Below are 12442 nucleotides of genomic sequence, written 5' to 3' on the forward strand. Positions count from 1 at the left end.
ATAAAAATAGAGGATGTATAAAATATAAATCTATCAGTACAGACTATAGATCAACCGTCGATGATACATCAGATTATTTTAAACTATACTATTCAAAGAGAACTGAATCAGAACGCTACAATTCACGATTTAAGAATCTTAATCTTGAAAATACTTCTGTTAGAAATATTTATTCCATATCTAACCTAAATACCTTAGGTCACATATGCCTTTTAACAGTTGCTATTGCTGCAATTGTTAATAAAAAGGAAGATAAGATTTGTTCTCTAAGCAAGCTTAAACGAGCTAGTTAGCTCTTTAACAACCTAATATTTTACATTTTATTATCCTCATAGGGATAGTCTGCCCTTTTTTAGGTCACTTTATTACTAATAATCCTAATTTTCCTATTTTTTCATCTCTAATTAATATTCACTTTTTAAAAGATCAATTATGCTCATCCCTATTAATATTTTGAAAAAATTCTGATAATTAGTATTTTCAACCTATCTTCTAGATTTCCTGCTAAAAAATATTTTTATTGGTATTACTTTTTAGATTTTATTATTTTCTACTATAAATTACTTAGTTTTTCACTTTATTTGATAAATTTACAAATAAATAATAATTAATCCTTAAATTTAATTTACTTATGTTATACTATATCTTATATAAAATAATAAAATTTTTGAAGGGTGGTAAGTCATGAAAATACACTTTGATAAAAAGCTATTGAAGTATTCAATATATGTCACTTTAACAGCTATAGCTATATTTTTAGCTTTAACTATAATGTCCAATATAGGGACAATATTTACAACTATTTTTTCTATTATCGGAAATTGCCTTAGCTTGATAAAACCTCTGCTTATTGCAATAATAATTGCCTATTTACTCTTTCCCTTAACAAGGAGCATCGAGAATTTTTTAAGAACTAATACTATTTATAAAGTAAAAAAGCAAGGAAACAGAAGAATGATTGCAATTATATCTTCCTATCTTCTTATAATTGCTATAGTATTAGCTATTATTTGGGGAATCTACTTTATGATAGGCGGTCAATTATCTAAAAGCACAACGCTTACTAACATAATAAATGATATATCTTCATATTTAAATTCCAATTCATTTACAACATCATCAATAAAATCAACTTTAGAGAATTTAAATATTTCATTTATTGATAAACTAGAACCTTATATAATTCAAATTGTTGATACTGTTCAAAAATATATAATTAATAACCTTGGATTAATGACATCTAATATAATGTCTATAGGAAGTAGTATTGCTACATTCTTTATATCAATTATCATAAGCATATATATCCTAAAAGATTCTGAATACTTTATTGGTCTTTGGAAAAAACTTTATTCTTTAATATTTAAAGATACTGTTGCCGGTAAAAAATGCTCTGAAATTTTTTCAATAATCAATGATGTATTTTCAAAATTTATCCGTGGGCAATTATTAGAAGGCTTCTGTGTGGGTGCACTATCTGCAATTGCGCTATCAATTGCTAGAATAGATTATGCAGTTGTTATAGGTATTATTGCTGGTATATGCAATATGATTCCTTATGTAGGTCCTATTGTTGGAACAATATTAGCAGCCGTAATGGGATTATTAAGTGGAAGCCCTATAAAAGTATTATATGCAATAATAGCAATGCTTGTAGTTCAACAAATTGATAATAATTTTTTAGCTCCAAAAATAGTTGGGCAAAGCGTAGGACTTCATGCGGTATTTACTATGATGGCTATTTTAATAGGTGGTAATATAGGTGGATTAATCGGAATGCTAATTGCAGTTCCAATTGCAGCTTCTATAAGAGTTATATTTAATAAATGGTACGATAATTACACATCTTCTAGAATTAACTAAATTATATATTAATTAAATTTACTAATTTAATACTTATTATGAAAAACTGCATTAAGAAATTGAAGCAAATACAATAAGCTTCAACTCTTTAGCAGTTTTTCTTTTAATAAGATTATAAAGTCTTAAGTAAAATCATATAATTTATAGATTTGATATGATTTAGCTTTTAATTTTATACATTAAAACTATATTAAACAACTTAAAAGCATAACCAATAATCCACTTCCAATAACAATTTTATCTCTATCTATTTTATCATTTCTTAATGCGGAATCTAAAAATCCTAGCACTATTATTATACTACCTACATATAATAGTATGTCCCCATACTTTATAAAAAATATTTTCGATACAAGTATACTTATTACTAATGCTAAAATAACACTTCCTCCAATAAATATTTCATCCTTTAGTCTTTTAAAATATACCCCCATCTTTATTCCCCCTAATATAAATTTTACTTATTAACGATTTCTCACCTTCTACTTTTCTTTTTATCAATTAATAAAATATATTTTTAATAATTTATCATTATTATTTATTTATATATATTATTTTATCATATACATATTCTATTTTCAAAATTTTTACAATTATTCTTATTATAAAAAAATCCTTTATATAGATATATTTAGCATCTATATAAAGGATTTTTAATTATGTATCTAATTTAGTTATCGTTCTCTTACCATCGCATATCCATCTTATTTTATTATTGCATTTATCACATGTAATAATTCCATTAGCTTCACACTCTGGTTCTTCAAATATAATTTCCCCACACTTAGGACATAAAACTTTTTCCATAATCAATCACTTCCTTCTTAAGTACTAATTTTAATATATTAATTATTTTTATTTTAACCTTTTTATACAAATTTAAACAGTTCTTTATATAAGTATATAAAATTTATGCTATAATTTGTAAATAAGAATAATTTACAAAAAAATTGATATTTTATTATAATATAGCAATAAATGTATTGACATAATTAACAAATTTATAATAAAATCACTATAAGGAATTTCCGAATGTTTTTAAACTTTTACCATCTATCATTCGACTAATATAAGAAAGGATGTGAGTATATTTCATAGCGTTTTAACTGTTGTGAAATTAAGCTTATGATTGATAACTTACTTTATACCATACCAAAAGAAAATCATACAAAAGAACAAGTAAAAGAAATATTAACTAACCATCCCGAAATCAAATTTGTTTCATTTGTTGGAATTGACCTTTCAGGAAATGATACTGATGAAAAAATACCAGTAAACTTATTTTTAGATGATCTTGACTCATTCCTTCATGGAGTTGCAGTTCAAACTGATGGTTCATCAGTTGTTTTACCTGGAATCGCCACATTAAATAATGCAAAAGTAGATATGATTGCTGACTTACATAGCAAATGGTTTGTTGATTACAATTATGATTTTATAGATTCTGCAACAAATAAACCAGTTGGTACATTAAGAATTCCATGTTTCTTATATCACGATAATAAACCTGTGGATTCTAGAAATATTTTACACAATGCAGTTAAAACATTTAAAGATACTTTATGGAATATATTTGATACAAATCCTGAAGTATTAGATATTTATGACATAAAAAAAGATGATATAGATGAAATAGTTATTACTTCTGCTACTGAATTAGAATTTTGGGTTAAAACTCCAAACAGTGATGCAGAATTAGAAGAATTATCTACTTCTCAAGTACTTCATGAACAATACTGGACAAGAACTAAAGGTAAAGTTCGTACTGCTTTAGAAGAAACTTTACTATTAATGGAAGCTTACGGATTTGAACCAGAAATGGGACATAAAGAAGTTGGTGGAGTTAGAGCTAAATTAGATTCTTCTGGTAATTTTGATCATGTAATGGAACAAATTGAAGTTGATTGGAAATATTCTGATGCAGTTCAAGCAGCTGATAATGAATTATTCATTAAAATATTAGTTCAAGAAACTTATAGAAGATATGGATTAGATGTTACATTTATGGCTAAACCCCTTGATGGTGTTGCTGGTTCAGGTATGCATGTACATTTAGGAATTAGCTTAAAACTTAAAAATGGTAAGAGAATTAACTTATTCCATACAACTAAAGATCACTTCTTAAGTGTTCTTGGATATGGATCTCTTATGGGATTACTTAAAAACTATGAAGTTATGAATCCATTTATATCTTCAACTAATAACTCATTAAAAAGATTAAAACCTGGATTTGAAGCACCAGTTTGTATAGTTACTTCTCTTGGATTATCTCCAAGTAATCCTTCGAGAAATAGATCTATATTAGTTGGTCTTATTAGAGATTTAGCTAATCCTTTAGCTACAAGATTTGAACTTCGTTCACCAAATCCACATTCAAATGCTTATATAACTATAGCTGTATGTTATATGGCAATGCTTGATGGTATTCTTTATGCGGTTAACAATAAAAAGACTGATGATGAGCTTTTAGCTGAACTTTCAAAAGAATATGGTGAAGAAGCCGATTACTTAGAAAAAGATAGAAAATATAGAGCTGAAGAAGATGTATTTGAAGACTTTACTGAAGAAGAAAGAAATAAATACTTCAGCAAAGCACCAGCAACAATCTATGAAAACATTACTGCATTAGATAGATATCCTGAAAAAGTAGAAGTTTTAAAGAGAAATGATGTGCTAACAGATCAACTTATTAACAGTTTTAGAATGGCAACTATTAAGAGATGGAAAATGGAAATATCTCATAGAATAGTAAATAAATTTACTGCTGAAATCAGAGCTTGTAAATGCCTTCATGATGCAAATAAAGCACTAGATTTAGACTTAACTAACTGGACTAAAATTCACGAATTAAGATTATATATCATGAAGGATACTAATTTTACAAAATCTCTTTTCACAAGACTTAAAGACGCAATTGTGGAGAACAATTTAGAGCTTGCTTCTGATTTATATTTAGAATTAGAAGATAAAATGAGCTTATTAAGAAATATGTACTCTTCATATAAAAAGAATCTTTTAGATATTTAGCAAAAAAAGAACTGCCAAATGGCAGTTCTTTTTTTACTAATCTTCTCTATCCTTAAATGCTTCTAGTACTTTTTGTGTATTCTCTCCACATAAAATGTAATAATCATTGTCATAGCATAATCATAAATTAAGAAAACTGGTTGTGCTATTATCCATAATATAATAGATGCAATAGCTTTTGTTGAAGTATCAAATAACCTAGAAACTATAGTTTCTAATCCTGTTATTACATTTATACCTAATATATTTTGCATTATTAAAAATCCAATAATAAAGGCTATATTGAAGAATACTAATTTTAATAGTATTTCTAATTTTTCTTTTCTTAATCTCTCTATAAAAAACTTTATTATTCCAAATACACCAAAGAAAATAAAATATAACAATGATATGTTAATTGGAACCAAGAAAAAAGCTATTAAACTAGATGCTATATAGACAAAAATTGATGTTTGTACATCACTTCTTATAATACAAATAGGTATTATTGCTGAAGCAATAGTTAATATTGCTAATGTACTTATTGGTAAAAAAGCCGCTAAATATAAAACTATAGTAGTTAATGCAACTAAAATCCCCCCAAGAGCTATATTCTTTGCCTTCATAAAACCGCCCCTTTCATACAGTTAATAGTTAGTAGTTAATAGTTATAGAAACTATTACATTGTTTCTTAAAATACATTCTTAAATTCAACCCAAGTTGAATTTATTCATTAACTATTAACTCAAAACTATTAACTTCTAACTATCCTAACAACATCCTATTAAATCTCCACCAAAGCATTCACATAATGAATCTAAACACCATAAATTCATACAACAATCACAAGTATCCATATTTCCACTTGAAGTTCTATATGTTTGACTATATCCACGACTTCTTGAATTTAATTGATTTAATGCTTGCCTATATTCAAAATTATTTGGATCCATATTACATGCCTTTTGAATATTATTATATGCTGACTCAAACCATCCTTTTGCAAGCATAACATTTCCATATAAATAATACCATTCAGCATCTCTATCTCTAATAGCATTAAGCTTTGATTCTGCTACTGAAATACTCCTCATTTGAATTAAACTTCTAATCTCTGCATAAATTGGAGCATTGCTACTATAAGAACTATATCCTGAATTATAATTTGTGTTATATCCATTAGATGAAGCATTATAGCTTGAATCTCCACCATTATTATTCTTTAACATATCATATGCCTTATTTACTTCAGCAAGCTTTTCCTGTGCTAAATCCTTAAGTGGATTATCTACATATTGATCTGGATGATATTGTTTTACTAACTTCCTATAAGCTGATTTAATTTCTTCTTGAGAAGCCCCTGGCTTTACTCCTAATACCTCATATGGATTCATTTTTAAAACACTCCTTTTTATCCTTTATGTATATTTTTTATAACCGTATATTTTCAGAATAACTTTCTTAATCTTTATGAATTAAATTTTAAATTTCCTTTTTCTTTACAGCTACAATTATTAACTATCCTTTCATACTTATCCATCATTCCAAGACTAATTATATTTTCAAGTATTGCTTTGTTTCTTTTTAATGGTAATTTATCTAATGATTCCTTACAATTATATCCACAATTCAATATAGTAAATTCCATTCGCGGCTTTATTTCCAGCATTAGCTCATCATAACTTTTATTTTCCTTATTATATAAAAAGTTTATTGGATTAAATTTATTTTTCTCCATATCTTCCTTTAAATCATCTAATGCATCTATTAAATATATCCACTTTCCTAATGCATATCCTAGATCATAAAGTGCATACCTAATATTTTCACAATCGCCTTCAAAATTTTCTGGATATAACTCTAAAATTTTAGCAACTATTAAACTAAATGGATGAGAAATTTCATCTATAGATTCAAAATTTTTATTTTCCTCTAAGTTAGATAATAAATTTAAATTTTCTTCTATTATATCATTAACTTTCGTAACATTTCTGTTAAATTTTCTTTTATATGGTGATAATGCTGTACTTTCTAACTTACTTTTTATACTTTTATCATCATTCACATCATCAATCAACTTATAATATACTAATGAAACATTCATTGCAGCTGTATATTCTAATGCCTTATTATCTATAATCATTGGCTTTTTCTTTAATGGATGAGCCATACATCTTTTAAAGTCAATTTTAGGAGTCTCATTATGTAATGCATCTAATAATAATCCTAAGAATGCCATATCATAATTTAAAGTTAACCTTGGTAGATTTCCAAAAGTATCTTTAATATGCATACAGACACCACAATAATATCCTCTAAACATTTCATATTCTCTAATTTTAAGCTCTGGTTTCAGTGGAGTTACATAACCAAACAAATAATCACTCCTTTATGCTATTCTCATTTTATAACCTTAGTATAGTTTATTTGTATTTATTTATCAATTTATCATAAACTTTTTAATTAATACTGTATGAAAAAATAAAACTGTACAAAAATAACATGTTTAAATAAAATTATCCATGTTATTTTTTATACAGTCATAAAGTTTATTTATTTTTAAAAGCTTCCTCCGCCTCCACCATGAGTATTTCCACTACTTGAAGTATGAGTTGAACTTCCTCCACTACTACTATTATTTCTCTCTATTTTTGTTTTTGAAGTGTACGTACTAATAAATCTATCCTTTTTTCTAGTAAAAACTATTGAGTTACTATCAACATAATTTGCTGTAGAAATAGATTTTGAATTTTTATAAGAATTAACAACTAATAAAGATACTACACTAGCTACTATTAATCCAGCTCCTAATCCAATAAAAATAACTTTTTGAGTACGTTCAGCCTCATTATAAGTATATTGCCCTGCTGGTATACCTTCTTCTGCATAATAATTTATATCATTTATAAATTCATTACATCCTTCAAAATAATCTGCATTTTTTAATTGCGTTGTTATATCATCAACTATATTCTGTATTCTACTATCTGTGAAATATTTTATAGCCTCTCCCGAAGTTGATATCCATACCTTTCTATCGTCCATATCTATTAACAATAATAAGCCACTTTTATCTTCTCCAACACCATATCCATTATAATCAAAATAATCATCAGCATAATCCATTTGGCTTTTACCACCTAAATCATTAGATGTTACTATAACAGCATCCATATTATACTGTTCTTTAAAACTTGCTAAATCTTCTCTTAATTGTTGTTCTTCCTCACTTGATAAAAGATTAGCATCATCAACTACAAAATTTATATCTGCACTTACTATAGTTACAAAGGATAATAGCAAGACAAGTGAACTAATAAAAGGTACCATTTTCTTTTTTATATTAATCATATAAACATCCCTCCTATTAATACAACTAAAAATACCAAAATAAATACTATCGCAAACAATATTGCTATTTTACCTTTTGACACTGGTAATGAGCCAAACACCTTTCCTGTTTGACCATTCATTGCAAATATATAATTTTTATCTCCTGAACTATATGTCATCATCCAAACAGGCATCAATGCATATTGACAAGATGTTTTATTAAACCTTTCATTTGTTCCAACAATATCAACAGTTGAATATCCACTTATAGAATTTCTCAATATATCATTTGTTCCCATTCTTATTTTACCTTCAATTAAAGGTAAAACTTGCTCCTTACCTCTATCATATTTTTCTGAAAAAAATCCTGGTAAATATGCTATTGAAAAATCTTTAAGCTCTCTATCATCATAAGGCTCAATACTTTCCATAACATTATCATCCATTTTACTTGATGCATTATGAGGAACATTATTAAAATTCAAATTTGCTTCTCTATATACATGATATACGTCTGTTTTAGTATATCTATAATCACCACTTACCCAAGTATTTATTCTTTTACATCTAGCACTCATTTCCCCAGTAACATTAGAAGTAACTAACCAAAATGGAATATAGATACCTGTAATTTTCTCTAATTGTTTATAGGATGAAAACTCCTTAGGCAAAAACCATTTTTTCTTACTCCATTTCAAGAAATTCTCAATTGCAGTTTCCTTATTAACTTTAAATGGCATAACTTTAGATGGCTTAAACTCGCCTTTAAACTTATCATTTAACACAACTGGCCCATGGCAATAACAACAAAATGTTGCTGTTGTTGTTTTATCACATACTATTTCAGCGCCACATCTTGGACATGAATAACTTGCTGTGTTTTCCTCTAAATTACTCCATTCATCATTATATTCTTCATCTAAAATTTCTTCCGTTATATGATCTTTATTTTCATTATTTAAACGTTCTATATCGCCCACTGTAAACTCACTCATACAAAAATCACATTTTCCTTTTTGCAAAGTAGGATCAAAGTTAATTTCTGCACCACAATTTGGGCACTTATATGTTATAGCGGCCATTATATTCCCCCTAATACTAATTTATATATATATATCTATCTTATTAATATACATATTCTATTAATTATATCACATATTTTTACATAATATTCTAACACTCCTATATATTCTCTCTCAAATTTTATAGAACAATACTTTTGAATTTGTCCACATTTTTTCAAAAAATTATACCTAAATTAATTATAATATTTAAGGAATTTAATCATATTTTTCCCATTTATTTTTTCTTGACTTTTCTTTAGCGATATGTTTTAATCTCTTGAATTTAAAGTATTACAACCACTTTTCTATATTATTCCTTTTTACTTCTTCCATTTTATTCATTCCCATTATAAACCATGTTGGTTTGACATCATTTTTTATATATAGTATAACCTTGTTGCAGGGCGAAGGAATTAAATTAATAATCTTGGAGGTGTATTTTTCTGTTTAAGAAAATTATAGTTTTAACAACTTCACTTGCTATATCACTATTTGGTATAAATGAATTTTCTGCACAAGCAAGTGTTTTAAATAAAAGTGCACAAAAAGTTGTTAATGTAAGTTATTTAGATAAAAATGATATAAGCTCAAATACTAATATATATGAATATAATAATGATATTACTACTGATAATATTAATGATAATACTCGTAGTGTTACTAATGAAAATATTATTAATGATATAAATATCTCTAATAAAAACTTAGAAGAAGAAAAGGCTAAAGAAATTGAAGAATCTAGCTCAAAAGAAGACGAATCTACTTCTGAATCTTTAGAAGATAGTGAATGTGTTGCAAATACTACTAATGATGAAACTACCAACTATAAAGCAGTATATACAATGGTAAGTACTGCGTATACAGGTGATACAATTACCTATACAGGCACTACCCCTGTCCGTGATCCCAATGGTATTAGTACCATTGCAGTAGATCCATCTATAATTCCTTTAGGTTCAAAAGTTTATATACCTGGATATGGTATGGCTATTGCTGCTGATACAGGTGGTGCAATTAAAGGTAACAAAATAGATTTATTTTTAAACTCAGAAAATGATTGTATAAACTGGGGAGTGCAAACTGTATCATTATACATTATTGCTTATCCTGGAGAATGGTAAAACTCAAGTTAACTTAACATTTTTTATTATTAACAAAATAAAGGAGTATATTATACTATATATCATCACTAAAGATATATAAATATAAAATACTCCTTTTATTTACTTATTATTTAATCAAATCATTATATTTAGCTTCTATATTATCCTTAATCTCACTATTTAAAATAAATAATGATACTAAATCTCCATTAACTTCAATTGTTGCATTCTCTGCAGCTTCTAAATATTCAGGATATAAATGGCCAGCTAGTAGATCTTGAATATATTCTTCTAATGAAGCCTTTACACTATCAACTTTTCCCTCTTTTGCTTTTACTACTATTATAGCATCTTGTTGTGCTGTCACACCTGGAACTAATATTCCATAATCGACTATGTCTTCTAAATTTAAATGATATATATCTTTAGCCATCTCATCATCAACCATTGTTGGCATCATAAATAATTCTTCTTCACTTATTTTTTCTACAACTTCCTTTGCTGATACAGAAGATGTTTGCCCTGTCCCCTGCTCAACACTTTGATTATTACCGTTGTTTGCTTTTCCACAACCTGTTAATGTTGCACCTACCATAATTGCAATTAAAGCACTTACTAATATTTTTTTCATTTTTGATAACCTCACTTTTATTAATTTTCTTTTGTTAACATATTAATTAGACTATCATGTCCTATAAATTGTTCCTTGCTTTAAAAAATTTTTTCAAATTTATTTTTGCTTATATTTATTTACATTTTTTGGTAATTTATTTATACTTATAAGTGACAATCTAAATCTCATCTAAATATTTTATACTTAATTAATAAATCAAATTTGACTAAAATTCTAAATTCAACTTAGTTTAAACTATACATAGTATCCTTATTCGCTATGTAAAAAGCTAATTTCATTTAAATAATATTTTGTAGAGGTGGTTTAAATAAATAAGGATTCATTTAACTTAAACTACAGAAGAAAAATGCTTTACAAAAAGAAAAAAAAACGTCAAAGAAGAATAATAGTAGCATTTACTACTATACTACTATTTATATCTATAGTCCCCTTAATAATTATTATGTCAAATAAAAATAAAACTATTGCTACTTTTAACTTAGCAATACCTAAAATCGAAGAATCACCTCCATATGTGGTTTGTATTGATCCAGGTCATGGAGATTGGGATTACGGAGCTATTAGTCCTAATGGCACTGCTGAAAAAGATATTACCTTAGCTATTTCATTAAAATTAGGTGAACTACTAGAAAATGATGATAGATTTAAAGTAATTTATACAAGGTCAAATGATGAAATAGATTGGTTAGAAACCGCAAATGATAGTTTGAAAGAGCGTATAAATATATCAAAAATATGTAATGCTGATATATTTATTTCAATCCATTGTAACTATAGTTCTGATTCTAAAGAAATATCTGGAGTTGAAACTTGGTACAATCCTAACGATGAAAATAGCTTAAACCTATCAAAATACCTTCAACAAGCATTAATAGATTTAAATTACACAACTAATAGAGGTGTTCGTTCTTATGTCTCTGGAGAAGAACTTGCTGTTTTAGAATTAAATACAAATACTTCTTCATTAATTGAATTAGGCTTTTTAAGTAATTCTTCGGATGAAAAATACCTTTCATCTAAATTAGGCCAATCTGAATGTGCTAAAGCTCTCTACGAAGCAATTGTTGAATATAGAGATGATACTATTGAATAATAAAAGACCACAATAATATAAGCTTTAAACTATATTATTGTGGTTCATTTTCTATTCTACCTATTGTTTTTCTTCTTCAGCTTTTTTATCATCCAAATATCCTTTAGCTTCAGTAGTTGGATTACTTATAATTCCAGCAGCAATTAAAACCGCAAGGATAGCATTTGTTATTTGTGTATATTCTTCAGGTACAAAATTAACACCAAATGCATTTAATAAAATACCAATTAAAGAAAACAAAGATAACCATAGTCCATAATTCTTAAATCTAGACCAATCTATTTTCATAATATCTCCACCTCCTTTATACTATTAAGATATTCCTAAACGCTTTCTATGTTCTGT

14 protein-coding genes and 1 pseudogene are annotated in these 12442 nt (G+C 26.7%); 5 read left to right on the forward strand and 10 right to left on the reverse strand.

Features of this window, described 5'->3' with window-relative positions; all coding sequences use genetic code 11:
- The coding region (locus HCG70_RS09630) for a hypothetical protein (protein ID WP_221697699.1) at positions 1 to 293 on the forward strand (293 nt) is incomplete at its 5' end.
- A gap of 391 nt (positions 294 to 684) precedes the next feature.
- A complete protein-coding gene (locus HCG70_RS09635) occupies positions 685 to 1863 on the forward strand; it encodes an AI-2E family transporter (RefSeq protein ID WP_042394203.1) in 1179 nt (392 codons plus the stop codon).
- Positions 1864 to 2048: 185 nt separating this feature from the next.
- Here HCG70_RS09635 and HCG70_RS09640 read toward each other — a convergent pair whose 3' ends face one another.
- Positions 2049 to 2297 (reverse strand): hypothetical protein, encoded by a 249-nt coding sequence (locus tag HCG70_RS09640; protein WP_042394207.1) that lies wholly within the window; start codon positions 2295 to 2297, stop codon positions 2049 to 2051.
- 223 nt (positions 2298 to 2520) lie between these two features.
- On the reverse strand, positions 2521 to 2670 hold the full coding sequence (locus HCG70_RS09645) for a hypothetical protein (protein WP_172684755.1): 150 nt from the start codon (positions 2668 to 2670) through the stop codon (positions 2521 to 2523).
- A gap of 318 nt (positions 2671 to 2988) precedes the next feature.
- On the opposite strand from HCG70_RS09645, the gene HCG70_RS09650 reads away from it, so the two are divergent.
- Positions 2989 to 4890 carry a glutamine synthetase gene (locus HCG70_RS09650; protein WP_042394211.1) on the forward strand — a complete coding sequence of 634 codons (1902 nt, stop codon included), beginning with the start codon at positions 2989 to 2991 and terminating at the stop codon, positions 4888 to 4890.
- Positions 4891 to 4952: 62 nt separating this feature from the next.
- Here HCG70_RS09650 and HCG70_RS09655 read toward each other — a convergent pair whose 3' ends face one another.
- From HCG70_RS09655 to HCG70_RS09680, 6 genes are all read right to left on the reverse strand, one after another.
- Positions 4953 to 5495 (reverse strand): hypothetical protein, encoded by a 543-nt coding sequence (locus HCG70_RS09655; protein ID WP_221697700.1) that lies wholly within the window; start codon positions 5493 to 5495, stop codon positions 4953 to 4955.
- Positions 5496 to 5640: 145 nt separating this feature from the next.
- Complete coding sequence (locus tag HCG70_RS09660) at positions 5641 to 6264, reverse strand: J domain-containing protein (protein ID WP_042394216.1); 624 nt, start codon at positions 6262 to 6264, stop codon at positions 5641 to 5643.
- Positions 6265 to 6338: 74 nt separating this feature from the next.
- Entirely contained in the window at positions 6339 to 7247 is a 909-nt protein-coding gene (locus HCG70_RS09665) for a DUF5685 family protein (RefSeq protein ID WP_221697701.1), read from the reverse strand.
- Between the two features lie 182 nt (positions 7248 to 7429).
- Complete coding sequence (locus tag HCG70_RS09670; RefSeq protein WP_055274880.1) at positions 7430 to 8221, reverse strand: TPM domain-containing protein; 792 nt, start codon at positions 8219 to 8221, stop codon at positions 7430 to 7432.
- Positions 8218 to 9285 carry a hypothetical protein gene (locus tag HCG70_RS09675; RefSeq protein ID WP_052330568.1) on the reverse strand — a complete coding sequence of 356 codons (1068 nt, stop codon included), beginning with the start codon at positions 9283 to 9285 and terminating at the stop codon, positions 8218 to 8220. The genes HCG70_RS09670 and HCG70_RS09675 overlap by 4 nt, the downstream gene beginning before the upstream one ends.
- Positions 9286 to 9829: 544 nt before the next feature.
- On the reverse strand, positions 9830 to 10090 hold the full coding sequence (locus tag HCG70_RS09680) for a hypothetical protein (RefSeq protein WP_052330569.1): 261 nt from the start codon (positions 10088 to 10090) through the stop codon (positions 9830 to 9832).
- Between the two features lie 22 nt (positions 10091 to 10112).
- On the opposite strand from HCG70_RS09680, the pseudogene HCG70_RS09685 reads away from it, so the two are divergent.
- A pseudogene (locus HCG70_RS09685) lies at positions 10113 to 10388 on the forward strand (3D domain-containing protein); the annotation flags it as partial.
- A 109-nt stretch (positions 10389 to 10497) separates the two neighbouring features.
- Here the strand turns inward: HCG70_RS09685 and HCG70_RS09690 are convergent.
- Positions 10498 to 11001, reverse strand: coding sequence for a DUF4358 domain-containing protein (locus HCG70_RS09690; RefSeq protein ID WP_221697702.1), 504 nt, complete (start codon positions 10999 to 11001; stop codon positions 10498 to 10500).
- A gap of 349 nt (positions 11002 to 11350) precedes the next feature.
- On the opposite strand from HCG70_RS09690, the gene HCG70_RS09695 reads away from it, so the two are divergent.
- Positions 11351 to 12097, forward strand: a complete 747-nt coding sequence (locus HCG70_RS09695; RefSeq protein ID WP_154820393.1) for an N-acetylmuramoyl-L-alanine amidase — start codon at positions 11351 to 11353, stop codon at positions 12095 to 12097.
- A gap of 60 nt (positions 12098 to 12157) precedes the next feature.
- Here HCG70_RS09695 and HCG70_RS09700 read toward each other — a convergent pair whose 3' ends face one another.
- Positions 12158 to 12385: a phage holin gene (locus HCG70_RS09700; protein ID WP_055291465.1), complete on the reverse strand. Its 228-nt coding sequence runs from the start codon at positions 12383 to 12385 to the stop codon at positions 12158 to 12160.
- Positions 12386 to 12442: the final 57 nt, after the last annotated feature.

Origin of the sequence: Clostridium sp. K04 (genome assembly GCF_019734375.1) — a bacterium.
In the GTDB taxonomy this organism is placed as follows: domain Bacteria; phylum Bacillota; class Clostridia; order Clostridiales; family Clostridiaceae; genus Clostridium; species Clostridium saudiense.

Excerpts from the sequence above, each read along its gene's own strand:
- HCG70_RS09635 (WP_042394203.1), top strand. The coding sequence starts at position 685 with ATGAAAATACACTTTGATAAAAAGCTATTGAAGTATTCAATATATGTC.
- HCG70_RS09640 (WP_042394207.1), bottom strand. The coding sequence starts at position 2,297 with ATGGGGGTATATTTTAAAAGACTAAAGGATGAAATATTTATTGGAGGA.
- HCG70_RS09645 (WP_172684755.1), bottom strand. The coding sequence starts at position 2,670 with ATGGAAAAAGTTTTATGTCCTAAGTGTGGGGAAATTATATTTGAAGAA.
- HCG70_RS09650 (WP_042394211.1), top strand. The coding sequence starts at position 2,989 with ATGATTGATAACTTACTTTATACCATACCAAAAGAAAATCATACAAAA.
- HCG70_RS09655 (WP_221697700.1), bottom strand. The coding sequence starts at position 5,495 with ATGAAGGCAAAGAATATAGCTCTTGGGGGGATTTTAGTTGCATTAACT.
- HCG70_RS09660 (WP_042394216.1), bottom strand. The coding sequence starts at position 6,264 with ATGAATCCATATGAGGTATTAGGAGTAAAGCCAGGGGCTTCTCAAGAA.
- HCG70_RS09670 (WP_055274880.1), bottom strand. The coding sequence starts at position 8,221 with ATGATTAATATAAAAAAGAAAATGGTACCTTTTATTAGTTCACTTGTC.
- HCG70_RS09675 (WP_052330568.1), bottom strand. The coding sequence starts at position 9,285 with ATGGCCGCTATAACATATAAGTGCCCAAATTGTGGTGCAGAAATTAAC.
- HCG70_RS09690 (WP_221697702.1), bottom strand. The coding sequence starts at position 11,001 with ATGAAAAAAATATTAGTAAGTGCTTTAATTGCAATTATGGTAGGTGCA.
- HCG70_RS09695 (WP_154820393.1), top strand. The coding sequence starts at position 11,351 with ATGCTTTACAAAAAGAAAAAAAAACGTCAAAGAAGAATAATAGTAGCA.
- HCG70_RS09700 (WP_055291465.1), bottom strand. The coding sequence starts at position 12,385 with ATGAAAATAGATTGGTCTAGATTTAAGAATTATGGACTATGGTTATCT.